The sequence below is a fragment of the Natronomonas aquatica genome, assembly GCF_024449025.1.
Lineage (GTDB): Archaea > Halobacteriota > Halobacteria > Halobacteriales > Haloarculaceae > Natronomonas > Natronomonas aquatica.
The window spans coordinates 21,874-44,749 of the sequence record NZ_JAHLKM010000017.1 but is presented as its reverse complement, the minus strand read 5'-3'; the positions used below and the strand labels follow the sequence as shown (position 1 = coordinate 44,749).

The window sequence follows — 22,876 nt, the reverse complement described above, 5'->3', positions numbered from 1 at the left end:
TGGGGGGCAAACAAGGGTGTTTGGCTCTGCCCGGCCGACCGTGGTCACAGCCGTCGTCCGCGGACGGCCGTCGGATCGGCGTTTCACGCTACTTAACCCGCTCGCACGCGACGGTTCCGTATGGAACTCGCGATACGTGCCGACGGGCTCCGGAAGACCTACGGCGACGTCGTCGCGCTCGACGGACTGAGCTTCGAGGTCGATCGCGGTGAGTTCTTCGGCCTGCTCGGCCCCAACGGCGCCGGCAAGACGACCTTTATCAACATCCTCGTGGGGCTGGTCCGGAAGAGCGGCGGGACGGCCGAGGTGTTCGGCTACGACGTCGAAGCCGAGTACCGGGAGGCCCGCGACCGGATCGGGCTCGCCCCCCAGGAGTTCAACGTCGATCGGTTCTTCCCGATCCACGAAGTGTTAGAGCACAAGGCCGGCTATCACGGCGTTTCACCTGCCGAGGCCGAACGGCGCGCCGCGGAGGCGCTGAAGACCGTCGGCATCTGGGAGAAACGCGACACCCGCTTCGATTGGCTCTCCGGCGGCATGAAGCGGCGTTTCCTCCTGGCCCGTGCGCTCGTCACCGACCCCGAGTTGCTCATCCTCGACGAGCCGACCGCGGGCGTGGACGTCCAACTGCGCCGGGACCTCTGGCGCGTCATCGAGCGGCTCAACGCCGAGGGGACGACGATCCTGCTCACGACCCACTACATCGAGGAGGCCGAACGGCTCTGTGATCGGGTCGCGATCGTCGATTCGGGCCGGATCGTCGAGGTGGCCACGCCCGACGAACTGCGTTCGCGCGGCACCGACGAGGTGTTCGTGACGCTCGCCGACGCGCCGGCGTCGGTTCCCGATATCGATATCGACGGCGTGGTCGGGACGCGGCTCGACGGCGACGTCCTCGTCGTCACCGCCCAGGGCGGCGGCCGGATCGCGCCGGAGCTGCTCCGGTCTCTCGAGTACGAGGGCCACGAGGTCGTCGATCTCGACATCCGGCGGGCCTCCCTGGAGGAGGTCTTCGTCGACATGACCCGGACGGACGAGGCGGCGAAGAAACTGGGGGCGATCCAGTGAGCGCCGACACGGACCGGTCGGATCCGATCCGGGGGAACGGCCTCTTCGGCGTCGGTTTCCGGTCGCTTTTGCGCCGGGAGATCCTCCGGTTCGTCCGCCGGCCGCGGAACACGTTCCTGCCGCCGGCGATCACGAACGTGCTGTATTTCGCCGTCTTCGGCGTCATTCTGGGTCGGCGGATCGAGGACGTCGCCGGCTTCGATTACATCGTCTTCCTGCTGCCGGGGCTGGTCGTGCTGGGGGCGATCTCGAACGCCTTCGAGAACGCGTCGTTTTCGATCTTTCATGGGCGCTGGAACGAGTACATCCACGAGGTTCTCACGTCGCCGCTTTCCTACATCTCGATGGTGCTGGCCTATATCTTCGCCGCCGCCATCCGTGGGATCGCAGTCGGGCTCATCATCGTCGCGATCGGGCTCGTCTTCACGCCCGTCCCCATCGAGGAGCCGCTCTACCTGGCGGCGTTCATGGTCGTCGTCCCGCTGCTTTTCGCCTCGCTGGGCGTGGTCGGCGGCTTGCTGGCGACCGACTTCGACGATCTGACCGTGATGAACCAGTTCATCCTCCGGCCGCTGGTGTTCTTCGGCGCGGTGTTTTATTCGCTTTCGATCCTGCCGCCGCTGTACCGGACGCTCTCGCTTTTAAACCCCATGGTATACATGGTCAACGGCGTCCGGTTCGGGTTTCTTGGCTATCAGGAGGTCGATCCGCTGGCCTCGCTTGCGGTGTTGAGCGGGCTGACGGCGGCCGTGATCGCGCTGGACGCGTATCTGTTCAAACGGGGATACGGCCTGTTGGATTGATAACGGCCGTCGTGGCGATACTGGGTATCACACGCCCCCCGGCGCACGCGACGACCGCCGCAAGCGCACGCCTCAAGTATCCGAGACCCCTCCGTCCGACAATGAGCGACACCGGTCCTCTCCAGCCCGACCGACCCGACCTGGATCGGCCGTTTCGGGTCGAGGCGCCCTTCGATCCCGCGGGCGACCAGCCCGACGCGATCGAAAAGCTGGTCGACGGCTACGAGACCGGCGCCGAGAAACAGACGCTTCTGGGTGTCACCGGCTCGGGGAAGACCAACACCGTCTCGTGGGTGATCGAAGAGCTCCAACAGCCCACTCTGGTGCTCGCACACAACAAGACGCTGGCCGCGCAGCTCTACGAGGAGTTCCGGAGCCTCTTCCCGGACAACGCCGTCGAGTACTTTGTCTCCTACTACGACTACTACCAGCCCGAGGCGTACGTCGAACAGACCGACACCTACATCGACAAGGACATGTCGATCAACGAGGAGATCGACCGGCTGCGTCACTCCGCGACGCGGTCGCTTCTGACCCGCGAGGACGTCATCGTCGTCGCCTCGGTGTCGGCCATCTACGGGCTCGGCGATCCGACCAACTACGAGGGGATGGCGATGCGGCTCGAACCCGGCGACGAGGTGGGCCGGGAGGAACTCCTGCGGCGGCTCGTCGATCTGAACTACGAGCGAAACGACGTCGACTTCCAGCAGGGAACCTTCCGGGTCCGGGGCGATACCGTCGAGATCTACCCGATGTACGGACGGCACGCGCTGCGGGTGGAGTTTTGGGGCGAGGAGATCGACCGCATCATGAAGGTCGACGTCCTGAGCGGCGAGGTCGTCTCGACGGAGCCCGCCGCCTTGGTCCACCCCGCCGAGCACTACTCGATCCCCCAGGAGAAACTACAGCGGGCCATCGAGGAGATCGAGGAGCTGAAAGAAAAGCGCGTGAGCTACTTCGAGCGGCAGGGCGATCTCGTCGCCGCCCAGCGGATCGAAGAGCGCACCACCTTCGATCTGGAGATGCTCGAGGAGACCGGCTACTGTTCGGGCATCGAGAACTACTCGGTGCATATGTCCGATCGCGAGTCCGGGGAACCGCCCTACACCCTGCTGGATTACTTCCCCGACGGTTTCCTGACGGTCGTCGACGAGTCCCACCAGACGATCCCCCAGATCAAGGGCCAGTACGAGGGCGACAAATCGAGGAAGGACTCGCTGGTCGAGAACGGCTTCCGCTTGCCGACCGCCTACGACAACCGGCCGTTGACCTTCGAGGAGTTCGAGGACAAGACCGACCGGACGCTGTACGTCTCGGCGACGCCCGGCGAGTACGAGCGGACCCACTCCGCGCAGGTCGTCGAACAGATCGTCCGGCCGACGTATCTGGTCGACCCCGAGATCGAGGTCGTCCCCGCCGAGGGCCAGATCGAAGACCTCCTAGAACGGATCGAGGTCCTCCCCGAGGGCGAGCGTGCGCTCGTGACGACGCTGACAAAGCGGATGGCCGAAGACCTCACCGAGTACCTGGAGGGTGCCGGCGTCGACGTCGCCTACATGCACGACGAGACCGACACGCTGGAGCGACACGAACTCGTCCGGTCGCTCCGGCTCGGGGAGATCCAGGTGCTCGTCGGGATCAACCTCCTGCGGGAGGGACTCGATATCCCCGAGGTGAGCCTCGTGGCGATCCTGGACGCCGACCAGGAGGGCTTTCTGCGCTCGGAGACGACGCTGGTCCAGACGATGGGGCGGGCGGCCAGAAACGTCGACGGGAAGGCGGTGCTGTACGCCGACGACTCTACCGACGCGATGGAGTCGGCCATCGCCGAAACCCGTCGGCGCCGGGAGATCCAGACCGAGTTCAACGCCGAACACGGCCACCAGCCCCGGACGATCGAGAAGCCGGTCGGCGAGACGAACCTCCCGGGCTCGAAGACCGACACCGACGGCGTCTCCGGCGTCGACGCCGACTCGACGGAGGAGGCCCGAGAGTTGATCGACCGGCTCGAACGCCGGATGAGCGAGGCTGCCGACAACCTCGAGTTCGAACTCGCCGCCGACATCCGCGATCGGATCCGCGAACTCCGCGGGACGTTCGAGGAACTCGAGGATCCGGACGAGGGCGTCCCGACACCCGACGAGGAGTTCTGAGCGTCGAGGGCGGCCTTTTTGTCGGTACCGTTCGATCGCCCGTATATGGGCGTCCGTGCGTACCTCGGCTCTCCGGTCGCGCTCGTCTGGACGCTTCTGGGGACTGTCGCCGTCGCCGGGGTCGTCGCCGCCGCCCTCCGGATCGGGACGGTGGCCGCCAGCTCGCGGTTCGTCACGGATCCGACCGCCCTCGACGGTCTCGGCGGGTTCGTCTTCACGATCGTCTCCGGGGCCGCCGTCGTCGCTGTCGCCGCCCTCGTCTGGTTGCCCTATAGTCTCGCCGTCGCCTACGCAGTCGGAAGCCGGGTCGAAGGCGAGCCGGCCACGTTCGGCGGCTCGGTCGACCGTCTCCGGTCGCGTGCCGAGCCACTGTACCGCTGGGTGAAAACGCGGATCGCGATCGAGCCGATCGCCGATCGGTTGCTCTCCGAGAAGGACGTCTCGCCCGCCGAGGTCGCCGTCGGCTGTGACGCCTTCGTTGTTCCCGCCCTGGCGCTCGATGCGTCGACGCTTCGGGCGGCCGTCGGGCGGGCGAACCGGGCGATCCCACAGCCCGGCCGCGAGCGGGTTCTCGCCGTCGGCCTCGGCTCGACGGGACTGCTCGTCGCTTTCGCCCTCGCGTCCGGGAGGTTCGGCGTGGGTATCGGCCTGTCGGTGCGGACGCTCGCTTTCGGTGCGGCGATCCTCGGGGGCGTCCTCACCGCCGCCCTCGATACCGCCTGGCGGGCCGGAACGTATGCCCGACAGGACATCGAGGAAGGGTTCGAATGAGTCGTTCGGGGGCCTCCGTGTGTCGTGATACCTGTCCGTCCGGTCGGGGGCGGAGTCGGGGATAGGTTTATGATGTGGGATCCGTACCCATCCCGCATGACCACGGAGGAGCCCCCTGACACGGACCCGACGGGCTGGCGGCGGTGGTGGGCGAAACTCGTGTACGCCGCGGGATGGTTCGCCGACACGTTCCGCGGGTACTCCGGCAGCCGACGGCTCAGAGAGCGCGAAAAGTAAGACAGGAGACGCCCCGATCCGATTCGACGGCGGCCACCGTCCCGGCCGTCGGACCGGCTTCTATACTCGTCCGCCGTTCACAGCCGATCGAGGAACCGATCGAACGCCCCCGAGTCGGCGTGGACGTGCGCGTAGGTTCCCAGCGTCCGGTGGGCGACGAGCCCGTCCTTGCCGTTTTCGATCCCGTCGCCGCGTTCGACGTCGAAGGCGAACGACGCGTCCGACGCCACGTCGGCCCGCGAGTAGTGGAACTCGTGGCCCCGGAGCGTTTCCCCGCCGTCGGCGGTGAGTGTGTCCTCTCTCGCGCGCAACTCGACGTGATCGAGCGCCTGATACCGCTCGCACATCTCGACGTCCGCCGGGAGGACGCCCGCCATCCGGTGGGTCTCGCCGTCGGTGTCGGTCAGTGTCTCCGAGAGCGCCATCAGGCCGCCGCACTCCCCGAGGACGGGCAACCCATCGGTTGCCAGATCGCCCAACTCCTCGAGCGTTCCGCCGGCCTCGAGCGCCTCGCCGTGAAGCTCCGGATACCCGCCCGGAAGGTAGACGCCGTCACACTCCGGCAGGGGGTCGCCCGCGACGGGCGAGAAGGTGACCACCGACGCCCGATCGCGGAGCCGCTCGATCGTGGCCGGATACTTGAAACAGAACGCGCCGTCGTCGGCGACGGCGACGGTCGCGTCGGTTCGCTTTCCCGTTTCGGTCGCTTCGGGTTTCGGCGGTTTCCGGGCGAACTCGGCGAGCCGTTCGACCTCGAGGTGTTCGCTCGCTTCCCGCAGCGTCTCGCGGTCGATCGGCGCCTCCCCGCCCATGTGTAACCCGAGGTGTCTGTCGGGGATCTCAAGCCCCGACAGCGGCGGAATCCGGCCGAGGTACGCGAGTTCGTCGGGCAACGCCGCCTCGATCCCTTCGGCGTGGCGGCCGCCGTGGGCGCGCTGGGCGAGAACCCCGACGACGTCGATCTCCCGACCGGCGGCGTCAGCGTACTCCTTGAACCCGAGCGCTGTCGCGGCGACGCTTTCCATCCCCGCCTTCGCGTCGACGACAAGCACGACCGGCAACCCGAGCGTTTCGGCGACGGCCGCCGTCGAGTTCGTCCCGTCGTACAGCCCCATCATCCCCTCGACGACACAGACCTCGCCCGTCCCCCGCCAGTAGTTGCGGCGACAGCCCGCCTCCCCGGAGAGCCACGGGTCGAGGCTCCGGGACGGTCGATCCGAGACGACGGCGTGGTGGCTCGGGTCGATGAAGTCCGGCCCCGCCTTGGCGGGCTGGGGGTCGTAGCCGGCCGACTGCAGGCCCTCGAGGACGGCCAGCGTGGCGACCGTCTTGCCGACGCCGGAGGAAGTGCCGGCGAGGACGACTCCCCTCACGGTTTCGGGGCCTCCCGGTCGGTCCCCTCGAAGAGCCGCCCGTACACCTCCAGCAGGCCCTCGCGGACGTCTCCCATCGGCAGCCCCGTCCGTTCGGCGAGCGCCAAAGCGCCGCCCATCCCGACGCCCTCCTTTGCCTCCCCGGCCTCGAAGGCGGCCATCGCGGGGTGCTCGTCGGTGAATCCGGGATCGGTGACGGTCACGGAGAGATCCAGCGCCGCGGCGGCCCGATCGAGATCGATCGCGGGATCCTCGGCGACGAACGAGGTGGTCGCGAGCGACAGCGACCGATCGTAGCCGCCGTGCCGGAGGCAGGCCGCGGCGGCGACCAACTGCGTCCCACCGGCGAGTGTCACCGCGGTGTCGGTCTCGAGCGCCCCGGTGGCGAGCCCACAGACGACGGCGAGGGCGGGATCGCCGACCCGCCGGAGCGCGACCGTCGGCCGGCCCGCGGCGTCGCCGGGGGCCAGCGCCGAGGCTTCAAGCGCCTCTCCGACGACCCGCCGTTTCAACTCGAGTGGGTTCTCCGGCAGCGACGAGGAGACAGCTCCATCGCCGAGGACGTCGGCCTCGCCGAGCGCCGTCAGCACGCCCAGCGCGGTCGTGGTCCCCCCGGGGACCGTTTCTGCGAGATAGAGCTCGTCGTCCGGGAGCTTTCTGCCGAACTCCCTGGCCGCGACGAAGGCGCCGGGCGCCGACGGGACGGGGTCGCGCTCTCTGATGTCCTCGCCCGGGCGGGCACCGACGGTGACTGTCGGCGCGCCGGTCGGCTCGGCGAGCCCGGCGTCGACGACCGTCGTCTCGACCCCCAGCCGTTCGACGACCGCGCGCGTGACGACCGCCGGCGTCGGACAGCCGGTCGGAGAGACGGGGACGACCGGCGCACGGACCGGACGACCGTAGGTGAGGATCTCGCCGTCGGCGCTCGGCGTGTGGGCCATCAGATCGGCGTCGGCCCCGGCGGCGCTGATACCGTCGATCTCGGCCGTCCGCGTCGTTCCGGCGCACAGGACCAGTCGTGTCATTACGGTTGAATTGGACACAACCGCACTTGAGTCCACGGGTCCCCCCGTAACCTATTTATCCGATCGCTCCACAGACGTGTACAAGCGCATTTGCCCTAATTAAAGTAAATTTTCATTCAGGCCCATGACAGACACACTACTGCTCGTCGGCCGGACGCACACCCGCGACGTCGCCCGGATTCACGCCGACCGGCTCCGGGCCCGCGACGTCGCCGACCGCGTCTCGGTCGCGACGTACGACGACGATCCCGCCGAGATCGACCCCGACACCGCCGGCACCGTGTACGCCGTCCCGATGGCCGCCGCGCCGGATCGGGACACGACGCGTTCGATCCCCGGCGTCCTCCCGGAGGCCCGCCACTGCGAGCCGGTCGGAACGAGTCCGGCTGTCGCCCGCGCACTCGCCGAGCGGGCACGGGAGACCCTGCCGGCCGCGCCGGATGCCTCACTCGCGCTCGTCGCCTTCGGCGACAGCTCCGGCCCGAAATCCCGGCGGACGACCGAACAGCAGGCCGACCGACTCCGGGAGACGACGGCCTACGGCGAGGTGACGACGGCGTACCTGCTGCAGAACCCCGCCGTCGAGTGTCTCCGATACAACCTCTCGGGCGAGCGAGCGGTCGTCGTCCCCTTCTTTCTGGCCGCCGCCGAGGAGACCGAGCGGGCCATCCCCGAAAAGCTCGAACTCGACCGCGGTGGCCTCGCCTATGCCGACCCGCTCGGGGACCACGAGGCCGTCACCGACGCGATCGAGGCCGAACTCGCGAAGGCCCGCGCGATCGGCTCGGGGACCGCCGCCGTCAGTCCCCTCGCGGCCGACGGCGGTCGTTGACGGCTGTTCGTGTCCCCCGACCGTTCCCCCGATCGCGACTGAGCGACGTCCGTGACCCGTTCTTTTGAAGTGTCTCAACCGCCTACGGGGAACAACGAATGAGCGAGGACTTCTATTCGGTGCTCGGCGTCTCCAGGGACGCCGACGAGGACGAGATCAAACAGGCGTATCGGGAGATGGCCTCGGAGTATCACCCCGACGTTTCCGACGACCCGAACGCCGAAGAGAAGTTCAAGAAGGCAAAGAAGGCCAAGGAGGTCCTCTTGGACGACGAGAAGCGCCGGATGTACGACCAGATGGGCCACGAGCGGTTCAAGCAGGCCGAAAAGCGCGGCGCGACCGACACCGACAGTCGCGGCGGCATGGGGGGGATGGGTGGCATGGGTGGCGCCGGCGGCATGGGCGGGATGAACGACATCTTCGAGCAGTTCTTCGGCGGCGGTGGCTCCCGCTCCCGTTCCCGCTCGCAGTCCGGCCCCCGGCAGGGTTCGGATCTGAAAACCCGGCTACGGATCGACCTCCGAGACGCCTACCGCGGCGTCACGAAACAGCTGACCGTCACCCGCCCGGAGCGCTGTCCCGACTGCGGGGGGGCCGGGCACCCGCCGGACGCCGACTCCCGGACCTGTCCGGGGTGTGACGGCCGCGGCCAAGAGACGACGGTGCGGCAGACGCCGCTTGGCCGCGTCCAGCAGACCCAGACCTGCTCGCGGTGCGGCGGCGAGGGGCGGATCCACTCCGAGACGTGTTCGACGTGTCGCGGCGACGGGCAGGTCAGAAACGAGGCGACGCTGCAGGTCGAGGTTCCCGAGGGTATCCGCGACGGCCAGACGCTACGGATGGACGGCGAGGGCGCCCCCGGCGAGAACGGCGGGCCGAACGGCGATCTCCTAGTCGAGATCGACATCGAGGATCACGACGCCTTCGAACGGGACGGCGACGACCTCCGGACACGGCAGCCGATCTCGTTCCCGCAGGCGGTCTTCGGCGACACCGTCGGGGTCGAAACCCTCGACGGCACCGTCGAGATGGACGTCCCGGCCGGCACCCAAAGCGGCGAGGTCTTCCGGTTGCGGAACAAGGGGATGCCGCGGCTGCAGCGCCGCGGGCAGGGCGATCTCTACGTCGAGGTCAGGGTCGTCACGCCCGAGAGCCTGAACGAGGAACAGCGGGAGGCCCTGGAGGCGTTCGCCGAGGCCGGCGGCGAGGAGATCGACGTCGAGCAGGGCTTCTTCGAGAAACTGAAAAACACCCTTTAGAACCGGAACCGGAATTGCTCGCCGTCCCCGGCGACCCGGCCTGCGATCCCGGCGCCAAAAGCGTAGGCGACCCGTTCGGCCCCACTCCGGAGCCGTTCGGCGACGCCCGCCCGGGCTTCGAGTTCCCTCGTTTCGATTTCTTCCTCGAGCAACTCTTCCACCCGCGTCTCGGCGTCCTCCTGTGTCCCGAGCCCGTCGACGAGCCCCAACTCGTGGGCCGCCTCGCCGAGGAAGACCTTCGCCTCCGTCCCGCGGATCGTCTCCGGGTCGACGCCGCGTCCCTCGGCGACGGTCTCGACGAACTGCTCGTAGTAGTCGTCGACGATCCCCTGGAGGTATTCCCGCTCGTTTTCCTCGAGGTCATCGAAGGGGACGCCGGCCTCCTTGTACTCGCCGGCGGTGAGCTGTTCGTACTCGATGCCGACCCGCTCGAGGAGGTCGGCGGCCGTCATCCGCGAGCCCCGGACGCCGATCGAGCCGACGATGCTACCCTCCCGGGCCCACAGCTCGTCACAGCCGCTGGCGATCCAGTAGCCGCCGCTGGCACAGACGTCCGTCGCGTAGGCGACCGTCGGGCCCTCGAAGGCCTGCACCGCCAGCCGGATATCGTCGCTCGGAACGACCGCCCCGCCGGGGGTGTTCAGCCGGACGAGAAGCGCCTCGACGTTGTCGTCCTCGTCGGCCCGCTCGATCAACTCGACGATGTCGTCGGCGCCGGGCGAGCCGGGCGGGGAGACAGGCAGCCCGCCGCCGCCGTCGCGGGTGATCGGCCCCTCGACGGCCACCTCCGCGGCGTTGTACGCCGGAAAGACGCTGCCCCCGACGCTGCCCCCGATCCGGAGCCCGGCGACGGCGACCGCGACGACGAGGAGAACGCCGAGGAGATCGGCCGTGTCAGCCGGGATCCGGACGAGGAGGACCCAGCCGGCGACCGAAAGCAGGGCGGCGACCGCGAGCCCGATACCGAGACGACCGACGCGTGCGAGTCCGTTCATGGTTCGCCCCGAGGGCTGGCTCCGTGTTAACTCCTGTGAGGCTACGCTCCCGTCCGCAAGGAGCAACACTGTCCGATTCGGGAACGGGTATATCGGGCCGTACTGACTGGGCAGACGGATTCATGGATTCGAGTGAGATCGGTTCCGCGCTGGGATCGTTTACGACCCCGGATATCGCCGACGCCCTGGACGTCCTCGGGTATCCCGAGCAGACCGCCTTCGGCATCACGCGGCTGTGGGACGACTGCCCGTCGATCGCCGGCCGGGTCATGCCGATCAAGCTCGAACCGGACGCCGACGGCTCGACCGTCACGGGCACTCTCGAGGCGATCGACGCGGCCGATCCCGGCGACGTCCTGTTGTTCGACAACGACGGCCGGCTCGAACAGAACACCTTCGGCGGCATCGCCGGCCTCTGTGCCGACCGGGCGGGACTGGAGGGGGCGATCAGCGACGGCGCCAGCCGGGACATCGACGACCTCCGGTCGCAGAACGTCCCGCTGTACGCCCGCGGCCCGGTCACGACGTCGGTGAAAGACCGGACCGGGGTGGTCGGCTACGACATCCCCGTCGAGTGTGCCGGCGTCGGGGTCGAGCCGGGCGATTACGTCGTGGCGGACGGCAGCGGCGTGATCTTCGTTCCGGGCGAGGTGGTCGAGACGGTCCTCGAGATCGCCCCCACGTTCCTCGAGCAGGAACGGGAGATCAAACGGCGGATCGCCGAGGGGGAGGACCCGATCGCGGTCCACGAGGACCTCGAGTACGAGGACTTCGAGGGCCGCGTCGGCCTCGACGAATAACCGACTTCGCCGCCCGGGCGCCGCCGTCCGAAATGCGGAAAGCGTATCCCCCCCGGGACGCCAGAACTGGTATGCCGACCGACGTCGAGGCGCTTTCGACGGTCGCGGACTACCAGTTCGGGGCGGGCGCCGGCGCGGCGCTCTTTTCCGGCGAGGTCCGCATTCAGCGAACGAGTTCGGGCCGGCCCCAGCAGATCCTCGCCGACGGCGACCGGGTCGTCTCCTATGGGACCGACGGCCGCTTCACGCTCGGCGTGGCGGGCGGCCACAGGCTCCAGACAGCCCTTCCGACGCCGGCCGCCCGCGTCGTCGTCGGCGACGACAGCGAGCCGTTCGTCCGGGAGGGCCGGAACGCCTTCGCGAAGTTCGTCCGGGCGGTCGATCCCGCGGTCCGCCCCGGCGACGAGGTGCTCGTCGAACACGAGGACGGCGATCTGATCGCGGTCGGGCGGGCCGAACTCTCCGCGGACGCGATGGCGGATTTCGAGACCGGGATGGCCGTGAAGGTCAGAAACGGCGTCCCGGAGTGATCGCCCCCGGCCCCCGGCCCCCTGCCTCTACTCGGGACGGTCCTTCGAGAGGAACTGTCCCCACAACCCCCGCCGGTCGGCAACTTCCCGGTAGAGCCGCTCGCGGAGCCGCTCGTAGTCCTCGAACTGCCGGAAGAACCGGACGATTTCCCCCGATCCGGGCGGCAGGTCCGCCCGGACGAGCGACTGTTCGATCGCGGCCCCACAGGAGTAGACCGCCCCGTCCGTGAGAAGGTGAGCACACGACTCGTAGTCCTCGGGGAGCCGTTCGAGCTGTTCGTCGGTGAGCTCGTCGAAGCCGACGGCCTCCAGATCGGTTCGCCGGACGAAAAAGTCCGCCCACCACGTACAGAACCCGCAATCGTCGTCGTAGACGAACGTATCGCCACCCATACCGGGACGTTCGACCGCTGGGGCTATATGTCCCCCGACTCGCCCGGACCGGGGTGTCACTCCCCCCGGCCGAGGAACGCCCCGACGGTGACCGCCCCCTCGAGGGTTTCTTCGACCTGCGTGAAAACGAGGACGAAGGCGACGACCGCCAGGACCGCCCCGACGGCGAACGGGATCGCGAACCCGAACCCGAAAAGCGCACCCGACAGCAGCGGACCGATCGCGGTCCCGAGCCCGAACGCCATCGTCAAAACCGAAAGCGTCGTCCCGGACTCGCCTTCGCCCGCGAGATCGCCGGCGACCGCGAGCGCCGGGGCGAACACCATCGCCACCGACACGCCGTGGACGAGCCGTGCGAGAAGCATCGCCACGGAGGAGGTCACCACCCCCTGGACCGACACTGCGGGGACGAGCAACAGAAGTCCCCAAAGCAGGAACGGCTTGCGGCCGATCCGGTCGGCGGCCCGCCCGACCGGGACCTGCAGGGCGATGTTGGCGATCACGACCGCCGAGAACTGGACGCCGAACCACGTCGGCCCCTGCCCGAGCCGGCGATTGATCGGCTCCTGTAGCGTCGCGAACAGCGCGATCGAGACCGCCATGAACAGCGTCCCGACCCCGAGAACGAAGACGGGGTCCAGCAATCGGTCGCCGTCGCCGAACACCGCGATCGAGAGGTCCTTGCTCGCGCCAGCCGTCATCGGCGGCTCCTCGATGAGGACCGTCACGAGCGTGAAGCTGACGAGCGCGCCGACGACGGCGACCCCGAAGGCGGCGTCGAACCCCGAAAGCGTCGCGTAGGGCAGCGCGTACGGCCCGGCCTGGACGACGAGGCCGGCGACGACGGGGCCGAATCCGAACCCGACGAGCCGGAACGTGTTGAACACCCCGAAGTTGCCCCCGCGCTCTTCGTCGCTTCGCGCGAGGTCGTTGACCAGAGCGATCGTCGTCGGGATGACGAAGGCCCCGCCGAGCCCCTGCAGCCCCCGGACGACCACGAGCGCCTCGTAGCTCTCCACCAGGGCGTAGGCGACGCTCGTGACCGCGAGTACGGCGAGTCCGAACAGGATGTATACCTTCCGACGGCTCGTCCGGTCCGAGAGCCGGCCGGTGAACGGCTGGGCGAAGCTGTTCAGGAAGCCGAAAAGCGAAAGCGCCACGCCGATGAGCAACTCGAGGGTGATCGGGAACCCGAGGATCGACGCCCCCGCATAGCCCGGTAACGCGAGTTCGCCGCTGGCGATGTACAGCGGCAACACGACGATGAGAAACGAGTTCGCGACCGCATCGGCCATCCGGGCCAGCGCCAACACGACCACACGACGATCCGTCCCGAACATCCCAACCAATCGGAACGACGGCCGGCCGTCGCATCACCCTTGCGGAAACGTCGGCGATAGCGGGTCCGTTCCGTGAACGGCCGCGTGGCGGCGTATCGCTCGACGGGACGTGAACCCCGCCGTTTAAATACTGCGGGTCCCCGACTCCACGACATGGAATTTTGCGACGAGTGCGGTTCGATGATGCACAGCGACGACGGGCTGTGGGTCTGTGGTTCCTGTGGATTCGAGAAACCCCGCGACGTCGAAAACGAGGCGGACATGACGACGACCGAAGACCAGGACACCGACAGCGGTCCGGTCGATATGTCCGAGGTCGACGACGCCGAGATCGGTCCGACGACGACGGTTCGGTGTCCCGAGTGCGGCAACGACCGCGCCCGCTACGAGATGAAGCAGATCCGCGCCGCCGACGAGTCCGAAACGCGGTTTTTCACCTGTACCGAGTGCGACCACAAGTGGCGCGAGGACGATCACTGAGAAGGCCTGTCGATCCATCTCTCGGTCATCGCTCCGCTATCGGCGCCACGTAGCGAGCCCACAGCAACACTGCGGGAGAAACGGGATCATCAAGACGCTGACGATCACGTACAAAGCCATGCCGTCGAATTTGGCTTTCCCGAACGTTTTTATTTATATCCGCCGCCGCCACTAACATGCAGGATCGTCGTGTGCTTGTCACTGGCGGCGCTGGATTTATCGGGTCAAATATCGCGAATCACCTAGCAGAGAGCAACGACGTTGTCGCGTTAGATAACGGCTATCTCGGCACACCGGAAAACCTCGAGGATGCCGTCGAGTTCGTCGATGCGAGCGTGCTTGATGCCGACCTTCCGACGGCTGTCGACGTCGTCTTTCATCTCGCGGCACTGTCATCGTATGCGATGCATGAAGACGACCCCTGTCGGGGCGCCCGGGTCAACGTTGAGGGGTTCGTCAACGTCGTCGAGCAGGCCCGCCGGGACGGCTGTGAGACCGTTGTCTACGCGTCGACGTCCTCGATCTATGGGAGTCGTACCGACCCCTCGCCCGAGGATATGGCCGTCTCTGTGAACACCGGGTATGAAGCCTCGAAGATGGCTCGCGAGCGGTACGGCGAGTACTTTTCGAACCACTACGATATGTCGATGGCCGGCCTCCGCTTCTTTTCGGTGTATCAGGGCTACGGCGGCGCCGAAGCCCACAAAGGCGAATACGCGAACGTGATCGCCCAATTCGCCGACGACATCGCCAACGGCGAGCCGCCAGTCCTGTATGGTGACGGTACACAGACGCGTGATTTCACCCACGTCGACGATATCGTTCGCGGCCTCGAACTCGCCGCCGAGCACGAACTGGATGGCGTGTATAATCTCGGCACTGGTGAGCGCTACTCGTTTAATGAGGTCGTTGAACTGCTGAACGACGAGCTTGGCCGGAATATCGGCCCCGAATACGTCGACAATCCGATCCCCGAGTCCGTGTACGTCCACGATACGTGTGCCGATCCCTCGAAAATATACGAGGTGACCGGCTGGGAACCCGAAATCTCGTTTGAGGAAGGGATCAAACGGGTCTGTTCGGCGTATTAGACTCCTCGTTTTTGAAAATACGATGGTCAAATCGCGGATTTCTTTCTAGAACATCCCCGAAAATAAGAGCAATTTCGGCAGGCTTGCCGAAGTCATCTCCCACGAATGTGGTTTGGAGGCTTGAGAGATTGATATCTGTCTGAAGCACTACGAAGGTATCGACGGACATGATAGGGTACGAAGGGATTATGATCTTGTCCCGGTTGTCGGTGACGCGAATGCAGTAACTGCCGGCTTGATCAGACAGAGACTGTGGTGCTGGGCAGTGACCTCTGAAACAGTAGCCAATCGGGCGTTGATTCGACACTCAGACGTTCCGAGTGTCGGGGCGGTGAGCTGATCGGGCGCACAGGACGAACAGCAACACCGACCAATATACCATTGAGAGCCCTCAGCGGGTCGGTAGGCGTAGACGGATACCGAATCGCCCTCTTGTAAACGCTTGTCACAGCGCGAACAGATCACTGTCAGCGACGGCAACCCGATCCCAACCCCGGTAAAGAGTTGGGCGGGGGCCGCAGTAACCGATTCAACGGTGTCGGAGGTGGTATCGTGGTTCGTCATTGGGTGTCGTGGTTACTGATCGTGCTCGGATACACCGCGACGGGAACCGTCGCGTGTGCCACAGCCGGCTGTTGGATGAATTCACCGAGCGATCCACGCCAGGCTGGCTCGGCCTGTCGCCCCACGGCTTGAGTAAACAGCTGTGCCCAAACCGGTCCGTCATCCAACCGATCGCTATCGATTGGGGCGACCTCGAACAGCGCCGTGCTACAAACGATGATGGTCTGGAGCCGCGCCCGGGAGATAGCGACGAGCAGCCGGCGTGGGTCCAACAGGAATTGCTCCTCGCGGCGTGCGAACTCCGGATCCGAAACCGTCGCAGAGACAGCGATAACGTCTCGCTCGCCACCCTGGTATTTTTCGACGGTATTGGCCGTTACCGTGGCGGGCAAAGCCGTCTCCAAGGCGCCTCGCTGGGCGTTGTGTGGCGTGACAACCCCGAAATCGAGGGAATCAAAGTCTTCTGTGGTTGCTCTGTTGGCCTGCTCTTTTTTATTGCTTCCAACGGTCCCGCCGTCCGGCACTGTCTCCTCGGAGCTATCCGTGCGTACAGCACCGGCCAGTGCACCGATAAGCGTCGTCTCGATCGGATTCACCATCCGGTGGGATCGCTCATCATATGTGATGAGCACTACTGAGGCATCGCTCTCGAAGACGGTCGCAAGCCCCGGGCTCGTAGCGTCGATCGCCCGGTCTGGAAGCGGTCGGTTTTCGGCGGCTGTCAGGGTGATCCCGTCCGCCTGATACTCCAACTGTGTCAGCAGGCGAGCCATCTCACTATCGAAGCGGTAGGATTCAGCCAACCGCTCGACCGTCATCGGGAGCGTCTCGTCGGCACCGTCGAGTTCCTCCGGCGGCTGGTCAGTCGGCATCGGTGTCACCTCCAGTTCGGTCGGCACAGCCAGCCTGCGGTGCCGTCCCAACGAGCCGTCGGACGTAATCAAGTGCCGACCGGTGGGCATCAGCGTCGGTAACCGATCGCCGGAGGGTTTCCTGCCAGTCGACGGCTGTAATCGTCGCCAACTGTCGGTGATCACCGATCAACAGGGTCTGCCCACTCGGCTTCAGGGCGCTGCCGGCCAACAAAAGAGCCGGGACGTCCAGCATGCTCGCCTCATCGACACAAAGGACGTCAGCGATCCCTGGCTCATGCCGCATCGCCGCCGGCGCCGAGGTGCCGTCAATCGCCGTGACCGACTCGGCGATGGTCCCGAGCGTCTGGTACAGCGTCGTTGGCGTCATGAACAGCAGATACTGCCCGGGCGAGGCGTCACTGCCGGTTGCTTCGCCGGTTGTTTCCTCTGCGATCTGACCCAGCGTCGCCGCATCCTCGCTGTCATGATAATTACAGTACGTGACCTCGACAGCTGCCGTGTCAGCATCAACGCGGGCCGTCTCGTCCGGTGGGGATGACGGCTGCACGCGAAGGAGCTCAAGCGTTGCTAACCCGGTTTCCGTGTGTCGCCATTCTGCGAGCGTCGCAACCACGCCTTCAAGCGCGGCGTCAACGGCCTCGTGTGACGGCGCTACCACAAACCCAACGAATGGGGTTGATTGCTCCGCGTGGGCAAACGCTCGCCCGAGTACGGCTGGGGCGATCGCACCGCGTGTTTTGCCGGTCCCGGGCGGGCCCTGCAGCGGGACAATCGCCCGATCGGTCGCGTTGATAAACGCCTGTTGACGCTCGTTCGGCGTTAGACAGGCTGGGGCCTCACGGAGCCGCTCACAGAACCGACCGACACCCGTCGGTGGGGCGGCCATCGCAGGGGGTTGTTGGCCTGTCTGGTCGATGAATTTGAGATGTTGATACAGGACGTTTGCCTGGATCGTCGGCGGCTGGAGCGCCCGGTTTGCTTTCGGCGCGCCGAACTCATCGACCATCGGATCGAGCACGAACCGGGCGCCGGGCTCGATCGCAACGGGTGGTCGGGCCGCAATAACGCCGTCGCGGTCGGCCGGCGCTGTCGTGGGATCATCGAGATTATCGCTGTCTGGCGACCGCCAGCCACAGTGATCGACCCGAAAGGCGGTGTAATTCCGTTTGAACCGGTGGGGAAACGCTGTCAGCTGGATCGACCCGGTCGCCTGATTAAGAGAGTCGATCTGGACCGGCGGGGAGTGTTGGATCTCCTTTGGGGCCTCGATACCGGCTTCGGCGTAGGTGCTCGATGCAGCTCCCGGCGTGTCGTCTGTGGTCGGGTTGAGCCGCGTCAGGATACGCCAACTCCCACCGCCCGAGCCATCATCGCCACGAATACGCGCCTGGCGAGCGATCTGATCGGCTGCAGTAGCCTCGAACACCGACTCGTATGCCAACGTCCCCGTAATCGAGAGGGATCCATCCGTGTTGGTTTCGACGCCGGTACACTCGATCAGGATTGACCGCCCGCTTCGGGCCCGGTCTCGCAGCGGTTGTCGGTAGTGCTCTAAAGTGGCTTCCCGGCGGGCACCGTGTTCCATCTGGAGGTAATCGCGGGCGGCGCTGGGCAGGTCGGTTACCGGCACCTCGAACTCCGAGAGCGTCCCCGTCTCAAGCGATTGTTTCTCAAAATATGTGTCCTTGTATGGAATCGACTCGACGAGTCGACACAGCGTGTAGCTGAGACGCTCACAGAGATACTCGATGTCCGATCGCTGGATCGGGTCGTCTTTGTTCTTAGTCCGATAATAAAATCCCTCGAGTTCCTGGCGGTACAGCGCCTGCGTGTCAGCATCAGCCGTCCATTCGGTTACCCGGTTTGGGGTGAGCCGTGGCGTCTCGGCTCCCGGCGTGGCCGGCAACGCTGCCCAAAGATACTCGATCGGGAACTGTCCGCCGGCCCGTTTCCGGATCGGGTACCACCCATCCGGCGTTGACCGTGTCTCATCGTCACCAACGGCTGCGGCGGCCGGCCCCTCGGCGAGGGGCCTGCGAGCCAAATGCAGTCGGATCCGATCTGAAGCCTCGAGATACGGCACCTGCTCACGTATGAACTGATACCCGAAAATCGATCGCAGCGGCGGCGTCTCACCACGTGCATCCAGCGGATCGAACGCCTCGATCGTCCACCCGGGAATGAATTGCTCGGCGACGGCAAACAGCCCCTGCGAGGAATACGCCAGTGCAAAGTACTCGTTCACGATCGGCTGGACCGCCGTAGCCATCTCCTGATCGGTCTCGGTGTGGCCGTCCCGATGTAGATTCAGCAGGTTGCGAAGCGCCTGTGCGTTGTCGAGTTCGGGATGTCGCTCGAGCCCCTCGGCGAGAGCGTCGAGTTCGTGCTTGGTATACGTGTACCAGTGCAGCGCTGCGGACGAGTTCCCGAGAGCCTCGCCGACCGTCTCGATCGCGTCAAACACCTGCCGGCAGAACCGATCGAACAGCGCCGCCTCGAGTTCGTCAGCCGCGGCAGCCGTCTTGGGGACGGCGTCCAGTGTTTCGCTGACAGTATGATAGGTGCCGTCCTCGGCAGCGTAGACACACGCTCCGAGCGCACCGACCCGGTCGATCGTCGAGTCCGGACGGACGAACACGGCGACGTGGATCAGCTCCCCGGGGGCTGCCGTGTCGATATTGCCCCAACCGGCCACCCGGTCGTCCGGAAGTGGCACCCACTGTTGGCCGCGGTAGGCTGGCGGACGAGTCATGGCCGAATACTTCGGGTCGATCTCGCCGCGGAGCACTTGTGCCCGCTGGACGATCCGGTGGACCGGCCCCGGCAGTGCTTGCTCAAGTTTCCGCTGTCGGGCGGGGGCAAGATCAAGCTCTGGCGGCGGGTCCGTAGGCTGTGGATCCGAGACGCGTGGCATCAACTCCGAGAGCTCCCGGAGGTTCGTGATATCGCACTCTTTGAGCGCGCGTTGGACGCTGGCATCTACCCCCAACAACGCCAGGCTGGAGGCAGCAGTCGGGTCCTCGATGGCCCGTGTTGCGCAGGCCTCCCGGTAGGCACAGTTGTTACAGACCTGATCCAACGCAAACGGCAGGTCTTCAAGATCATCAGCTAGTGCTGACTCGACCGGGCCATCGGCTGCAAGCAGCCGCTCGGCGAACACCACCCACTTCTCCCGGGAAAACGTCGGCACGGCAAACGGGTCCAGCGACTCACCGGTGGCAGCCGCATCCGGCCGCGTGAGCACGCTTGTCTCGATGCGATAGCCATCAGTTTCGCTGAGGATCTCGTCTAGCAGTGCGCTGTAGATAGCGACCTGTACGCGATGGGCACGCTGTTGCTCGGTGGCGCTTTTGATCTCTAGAACGCGGGCCACCACGTCGATCTCTTCGGCCTGTGCCGGCGCGAACACGAGACAATCCGCTTCGCCCCAGACAGCTTCAGCGCCGAGTTGCCCGCCAAGGGGAGCCTGATAACACAGGATGTAGGAAAGCTCTCCGTCCGTTGTGAGCTGTCGAGCCGCCTCAGCGGCCTCTTGCAGCTGTCGTCTACGGCCTGTTGTGGACTCTGCCCACGTCGCATCGATATCGATCCCCGGAACACCGGCTTTCCCCGTCGCGTCGCGCTCCGGGCCGATAATTCGCGCTGCGTTTGTTGCAAGGGCCTCTATTTGGACTGCTTCGAACTCTTGGCCCTCGCCGAGGAGCCCGGCATTCATAGCGCTGAAGGCTTCCGTCCACTCGCGAGCTTCGGGCTCATCGCCGGGGTCAACCCGCTGTTTGAGATACCGCCGGCACCGGTCGTGCTGGATGAACTGTGCGATCCCGCTCGGATCTAGAGGGTCGGTATCGTGGTTACTCATTGTTTCTATCAATATCGTTTACTGAGACCGGACAGATCGGCGCCGGCTCGTCTTCCTGCTCGACGTCTGCTGTGGTGAGCAGTATTGCTTGGCGCCGATACCCGCAGTCCTGCCGACCGCCGATAGCCCGGTGAGGTATCGCTCGTGGCCTGTGCATACCTCTGCTAATAGTTGCAAACATTTAGAACTTTCTAATGTAAAGTTCTATTAGCAACAACATTTCGAAACTGCTGAGAGACACATCTATACCCCCCCGATGTGTGAGTGCCGAATATGTCTCTCACGCCCGAGCAACTCAACGATGTCGACGATCTGATTTTGGATGTGCTGGCTGACGGGCGGGCGACTCCAACGTTGGTCCAGAAATCCCTTGCCGCCGATGATCACGAGTTCTCTAGACAGTATGTGAATATGCGGATGAAACGGCTCGCTGAACACGATCACATCGAGAACCTGTTTGATACCGGGGTCTATGAGTTGGTTGACGATCCGCGGTAGACGACCACGTACGATGGCTTTCACGCGTGCACGTCTTGGTGATATCCGGGATTCTGTTCAGGTAACGTCGAGATCCGATGTGGTCGCAACGTAGGACGTAACAAGAGTGCTTACGACTTCGCTCGGAGAATATGGTAGGGGATCGTCCGCATCGATGTAGACTCACTGCTTTGTGTGTCACTCCTCTACTTCGCTGCTTGCCTCCTCGCTGACGAGCAATCGGAGCTCTCTTGCTTCGGCGACGACTGATCGAGACGTTTTGGCTGGCGGTACGACTGGCTGGGCGTATGCTGGATCTCTCATTATCTGGGTTTTGAGTGAAGCAGGGTGCTTCGTGTGTAGTAGTTGGTCCATCTAGAGGTGGAATCTACGAGAGTACTCGTCCACCGACAGAACAGCGATGTGTGTCCTCCTTACAGCACCCTAACGCTTGATCATCCACACACGAGCAATCGTGACTGTTGGTTTCCTATTCGGATAGGCAGTTCAGTACGATGTCTACTGTTACAGCATGTACAGTAGTATCCCTTTCCCAATAACCCAAAGGAAGATCACCACGTTGCTGGGCAAGCGGGATGAGCCGCTCTTTGATATCAGCGAGTGGGTACTCGTGTGTTTCATGCAACCTTCGGACTAGGTTTGCCATCTCGCTTCGATTCCCGTTCTCGGGATGGGGGCTAGTGACGATGAATGTGAGTATCTCAAGTAGTTCATACACTAGTGTGCCAGCGTCACTCAGTGTTTCCGGATCATCGATCTCGGAGAATGGCGAACAGAGAATCGGGGCCGTATAATCCGCCGGCTGGACGATCGCAGCCGCGTCGGTTCCGTCCGGAACGGCGTCTCTGTCGAGTCTGGCAACCGCTGCATCATTTGCTGGGTTACTCAGTACAAGCCTGTGGAGTTGCATTTCATCGGGCCAGTCTCCAATGTTTATGAATTCGTATCGTTCCGGGCCGTAGTTTTTGAGGAGAGCGGTGGCCGTCGTTTTGTATTCCGACCACCGGTCAGTTTGTGAACTGGACAAGTCATCATTTGGGGGTTGAGTCATTGTAATTTATTACCTCGTTGTTCGGGGAGACATCTGAGTGCCGTTTCTCCGCCAAGGATCAATAAATAAACACATGTTTGTGTATGCCATGGAAGCCTTACGCTATTTGTCGAATTCATTTTAACAGATTCCCCTCGCGATGTACTTGCCACATGTTGTCTTGAGTCATTTGCACACTCATGTGACTTCTATCTAACAGTATTCGATGCTCCTGTCTCATACACGTGATTGCAGTTCGTAGCCGGTAACCTCACCTCCGAGCCTATCTTGGTGCACATGATCCTCGGTACACAACCGATTCATCACCCGCAAGTATGACTGTGACACCGCTTTCAGGATGATTGTGTAGGACGGGTTTTCATAGAGTGTTGATCCTCTCTCCGAACTAACTTGGTTGGGGTCTGTGGGCGATCGTGGATGTCTGAGCGTTTATTCAACCCGCGTTGACCACCTTTCTAAGTAGTTTTATCTGGTGTTTCATGTCGAGTGGTTGGAACGTACCATCGTAGGCCAGCGGTCTATCGACATGGGTTTTTATCAGCGAGTTCGCTTGCTGGCGCTTGGGGTAGTGCTATTGTTCCGTTCGTGGGGATCATCGTCGGCACCCTTTGATGTTATGTGTCGGTCTTTCGCAGAACACGATGATTGTCTCGGAGACCCTCTATCGGTCGGATTCGATAGAGCAGGCTGATTAACTACTCGGGAATACTTGCCAACCGGTAGGTTCGATCTTTTCCATTCGCCGCAGTGTCTCGCTTCTCCGTGGGGCGATGGCTTGTTACGATACGCTCTGTACGTTGCGATTGATCGCGTTGACTGATGGGTGCTACCACGGGATCTTGCTGTTTTGATCTGGGTTGTTGATATAAAATCGATAGG

22 protein-coding genes are annotated in these 22,876 nt (G+C 64.6%); 12 read left to right on the top strand and 10 right to left on the bottom strand.

From position 1 onward, the window contains the following. Positions 1 to 120: 120 nt before the first annotated feature. The 5 genes from KM295_RS11860 to KM295_RS11840 all read left to right on the top strand — a co-directional run bounded on the left by KM295_RS11860 (position 121) and on the right by KM295_RS11840 (position 5,032). Positions 121 to 1,068 (top strand): ABC transporter ATP-binding protein, encoded by a 948-nt coding sequence (locus tag KM295_RS11860; RefSeq protein WP_256030171.1) that lies wholly within the window; start codon positions 121 to 123, stop codon positions 1,066 to 1,068. Positions 1,069 to 1,094: 26 nt separating this feature from the next. Then, a complete protein-coding gene (locus KM295_RS11855; protein WP_418904792.1) occupies positions 1,095 to 1,871 on the top strand; it encodes an ABC transporter permease in 777 nt (258 codons plus the stop codon). 101 nt (positions 1,872 to 1,972) lie between these two features. Continuing rightward, a complete protein-coding gene (gene uvrB / locus KM295_RS11850; RefSeq protein WP_256030169.1) occupies positions 1,973 to 4,024 on the top strand; it encodes an excinuclease ABC subunit UvrB in 2,052 nt (683 codons plus the stop codon). Positions 4,025 to 4,069: 45 nt separating this feature from the next. Further along, positions 4,070 to 4,795: a hypothetical protein gene (locus tag KM295_RS11845; RefSeq protein ID WP_256030168.1), complete on the top strand. Its 726-nt coding sequence runs from the start codon at positions 4,070 to 4,072 to the stop codon at positions 4,793 to 4,795. Positions 4,796 to 4,891: 96 nt separating this feature from the next. Further along, complete coding sequence (locus KM295_RS11840; protein ID WP_256030167.1) at positions 4,892 to 5,032, top strand: hypothetical protein; 141 nt, start codon at positions 4,892 to 4,894, stop codon at positions 5,030 to 5,032. A gap of 77 nt (positions 5,033 to 5,109) precedes the next feature. Here KM295_RS11840 and KM295_RS11835 read toward each other — a convergent pair whose 3' ends face one another. Continuing rightward, a complete protein-coding gene (locus tag KM295_RS11835) occupies positions 5,110 to 6,405 on the bottom strand; it encodes a cobyrinic acid a,c-diamide synthase (protein WP_256030166.1) in 1,296 nt (431 codons plus the stop codon). Further along, entirely contained in the window at positions 6,402 to 7,430 is a 1,029-nt protein-coding gene (locus tag KM295_RS11830; RefSeq protein WP_256030165.1) for a nicotinate-nucleotide--dimethylbenzimidazole phosphoribosyltransferase, read from the bottom strand. The genes KM295_RS11835 and KM295_RS11830 overlap by 4 nt, the downstream gene beginning before the upstream one ends. A gap of 124 nt (positions 7,431 to 7,554) precedes the next feature. Here KM295_RS11830 and KM295_RS11825 point away from each other — a divergent pair, with 124 nt between their 5' ends. Together KM295_RS11825 and dnaJ are read left to right on the top strand one after the other, a co-directional pair. Beyond that, positions 7,555 to 8,262: a CbiX/SirB N-terminal domain-containing protein gene (locus KM295_RS11825; RefSeq protein WP_256030164.1), complete on the top strand. Its 708-nt coding sequence runs from the start codon at positions 7,555 to 7,557 to the stop codon at positions 8,260 to 8,262. A gap of 98 nt (positions 8,263 to 8,360) precedes the next feature. Beyond that, positions 8,361 to 9,521 (top strand): molecular chaperone DnaJ, encoded by a 1,161-nt coding sequence (dnaJ, locus tag KM295_RS11820; RefSeq protein ID WP_256030163.1) that lies wholly within the window; start codon positions 8,361 to 8,363, stop codon positions 9,519 to 9,521. On the opposite strand, the gene sppA is transcribed toward dnaJ, so the two are convergent. Continuing rightward, positions 9,518 to 10,516, bottom strand: coding sequence for a signal peptide peptidase SppA (gene sppA / locus KM295_RS11815; RefSeq protein ID WP_256030162.1), 999 nt, complete (start codon positions 10,514 to 10,516; stop codon positions 9,518 to 9,520). The genes dnaJ and sppA overlap by 4 nt on opposite strands. 122 nt (positions 10,517 to 10,638) lie before the next feature. Here sppA and KM295_RS11810 point away from each other — a divergent pair, with 122 nt between their 5' ends. Next, a complete protein-coding gene (locus KM295_RS11810) occupies positions 10,639 to 11,316 on the top strand; it encodes an RraA family protein (RefSeq protein WP_256030161.1) in 678 nt (225 codons plus the stop codon). Positions 11,317 to 11,387: 71 nt separating this feature from the next. Next, entirely contained in the window at positions 11,388 to 11,846 is a 459-nt protein-coding gene (locus KM295_RS11805) for a PUA domain-containing protein (RefSeq protein ID WP_256030160.1), read from the top strand. A gap of 27 nt (positions 11,847 to 11,873) precedes the next feature. On the opposite strand, the gene KM295_RS11800 is transcribed toward KM295_RS11805, so the two are convergent. Next, the gene (locus KM295_RS11800) at positions 11,874 to 12,239 is read right to left on the bottom strand and encodes a thiol-disulfide oxidoreductase DCC family protein (RefSeq protein WP_256030159.1); all 366 of its coding nucleotides are present in this window, start codon (positions 12,237 to 12,239) and stop codon (positions 11,874 to 11,876) included. 56 nt (positions 12,240 to 12,295) lie between these two features. Then, a complete protein-coding gene (locus KM295_RS11795; protein ID WP_256030158.1) occupies positions 12,296 to 13,579 on the bottom strand; it encodes an MFS transporter in 1,284 nt (427 codons plus the stop codon). Between the two features lie 153 nt (positions 13,580 to 13,732). Here KM295_RS11795 and KM295_RS11790 point away from each other — a divergent pair, with 153 nt between their 5' ends. Both KM295_RS11790 and KM295_RS11785 read left to right on the top strand, forming a co-directional pair. Next, entirely contained in the window at positions 13,733 to 14,059 is a 327-nt protein-coding gene (locus KM295_RS11790; RefSeq protein ID WP_256030157.1) for a transcription factor S, read from the top strand. 176 nt (positions 14,060 to 14,235) lie between these two features. Beyond that, on the top strand, positions 14,236 to 15,150 hold the full coding sequence (locus KM295_RS11785) for an NAD-dependent epimerase/dehydratase family protein (RefSeq protein WP_256030156.1): 915 nt from the start codon (positions 14,236 to 14,238) through the stop codon (positions 15,148 to 15,150). Positions 15,151 to 15,336: 186 nt separating this feature from the next. Here KM295_RS11785 and KM295_RS17210 read toward each other — a convergent pair whose 3' ends face one another. From KM295_RS17210 to KM295_RS11775, 3 genes are read right to left on the bottom strand one after another with little or no spacing between them, the layout of a single operon-like run. Then, the gene (locus KM295_RS17210) at positions 15,337 to 15,714 is read right to left on the bottom strand and encodes a DUF8112 family protein (protein WP_472924550.1); all 378 of its coding nucleotides are present in this window, start codon (positions 15,712 to 15,714) and stop codon (positions 15,337 to 15,339) included. Further along, positions 15,711 to 16,586: a C-terminal helicase domain-containing protein gene (locus tag KM295_RS11780; RefSeq protein ID WP_256030155.1), complete on the bottom strand. Its 876-nt coding sequence runs from the start codon at positions 16,584 to 16,586 to the stop codon at positions 15,711 to 15,713. The genes KM295_RS17210 and KM295_RS11780 overlap by 4 nt, the downstream gene beginning before the upstream one ends. Further along, a complete protein-coding gene (locus KM295_RS11775) occupies positions 16,576 to 20,448 on the bottom strand; it encodes an AAA family ATPase (RefSeq protein ID WP_256030154.1) in 3,873 nt (1,290 codons plus the stop codon). The genes KM295_RS11780 and KM295_RS11775 overlap by 11 nt, the downstream gene beginning before the upstream one ends. 273 nt (positions 20,449 to 20,721) lie before the next feature. Here KM295_RS11775 and KM295_RS11770 point away from each other — a divergent pair, with 273 nt between their 5' ends. Next, positions 20,722 to 20,946, top strand: a complete 225-nt coding sequence (locus tag KM295_RS11770) for a hypothetical protein (protein WP_256030153.1) — start codon at positions 20,722 to 20,724, stop codon at positions 20,944 to 20,946. Between the two features lie 177 nt (positions 20,947 to 21,123). Here the strand turns inward: KM295_RS11770 and KM295_RS11765 are convergent, their stop codons facing one another. Further along, entirely contained in the window at positions 21,124 to 21,249 is a 126-nt protein-coding gene (locus KM295_RS11765; protein ID WP_256030152.1) for a hypothetical protein, read from the bottom strand. Positions 21,250 to 21,415: 166 nt separating this feature from the next. Further along, positions 21,416 to 21,997, bottom strand: a complete 582-nt coding sequence (locus KM295_RS11760) for a hypothetical protein (RefSeq protein WP_256030151.1) — start codon at positions 21,995 to 21,997, stop codon at positions 21,416 to 21,418. Between the last annotated feature and the right edge of the window lie 879 nt (positions 21,998 to 22,876).

Excerpts from the sequence above, each read along its gene's own strand:
- KM295_RS11860 (WP_256030171.1), top strand. The coding sequence starts at position 121 with ATGGAACTCGCGATACGTGCCGACGGGCTCCGGAAGACCTACGGCGAC.
- uvrB (WP_256030169.1), top strand. The coding sequence starts at position 1,973 with ATGAGCGACACCGGTCCTCTCCAGCCCGACCGACCCGACCTGGATCGG.
- KM295_RS11845 (WP_256030168.1), top strand. The coding sequence starts at position 4,070 with ATGGGCGTCCGTGCGTACCTCGGCTCTCCGGTCGCGCTCGTCTGGACG.
- KM295_RS11840 (WP_256030167.1), top strand. The coding sequence starts at position 4,892 with ATGACCACGGAGGAGCCCCCTGACACGGACCCGACGGGCTGGCGGCGG.
- KM295_RS11830 (WP_256030165.1), bottom strand. The coding sequence starts at position 7,430 with ATGACACGACTGGTCCTGTGCGCCGGAACGACGCGGACGGCCGAGATC.
- KM295_RS11825 (WP_256030164.1), top strand. The coding sequence starts at position 7,555 with ATGACAGACACACTACTGCTCGTCGGCCGGACGCACACCCGCGACGTC.
- dnaJ (WP_256030163.1), top strand. The coding sequence starts at position 8,361 with ATGAGCGAGGACTTCTATTCGGTGCTCGGCGTCTCCAGGGACGCCGAC.
- sppA (WP_256030162.1), bottom strand. The coding sequence starts at position 10,516 with ATGAACGGACTCGCACGCGTCGGTCGTCTCGGTATCGGGCTCGCGGTC.
- KM295_RS11810 (WP_256030161.1), top strand. The coding sequence starts at position 10,639 with ATGGATTCGAGTGAGATCGGTTCCGCGCTGGGATCGTTTACGACCCCG.
- KM295_RS11805 (WP_256030160.1), top strand. The coding sequence starts at position 11,388 with ATGCCGACCGACGTCGAGGCGCTTTCGACGGTCGCGGACTACCAGTTC.
- KM295_RS11800 (WP_256030159.1), bottom strand. The coding sequence starts at position 12,239 with ATGGGTGGCGATACGTTCGTCTACGACGACGATTGCGGGTTCTGTACG.
- KM295_RS11795 (WP_256030158.1), bottom strand. The coding sequence starts at position 13,579 with ATGTTCGGGACGGATCGTCGTGTGGTCGTGTTGGCGCTGGCCCGGATG.
- KM295_RS11790 (WP_256030157.1), top strand. The coding sequence starts at position 13,733 with ATGGAATTTTGCGACGAGTGCGGTTCGATGATGCACAGCGACGACGGG.
- KM295_RS11785 (WP_256030156.1), top strand. The coding sequence starts at position 14,236 with ATGCAGGATCGTCGTGTGCTTGTCACTGGCGGCGCTGGATTTATCGGG.
- KM295_RS17210 (WP_472924550.1), bottom strand. The coding sequence starts at position 15,714 with ATGACGAACCACGATACCACCTCCGACACCGTTGAATCGGTTACTGCG.
- KM295_RS11780 (WP_256030155.1), bottom strand. The coding sequence starts at position 16,586 with ATGCCGACTGACCAGCCGCCGGAGGAACTCGACGGTGCCGACGAGACG.
- KM295_RS11775 (WP_256030154.1), bottom strand. The coding sequence starts at position 20,448 with ATGAGTAACCACGATACCGACCCTCTAGATCCGAGCGGGATCGCACAG.
- KM295_RS11770 (WP_256030153.1), top strand. The coding sequence starts at position 20,722 with ATGTCTCTCACGCCCGAGCAACTCAACGATGTCGACGATCTGATTTTG.
- KM295_RS11765 (WP_256030152.1), bottom strand. The coding sequence starts at position 21,249 with ATGAGAGATCCAGCATACGCCCAGCCAGTCGTACCGCCAGCCAAAACG.
- KM295_RS11760 (WP_256030151.1), bottom strand. The coding sequence starts at position 21,997 with ATGACTCAACCCCCAAATGATGACTTGTCCAGTTCACAAACTGACCGG.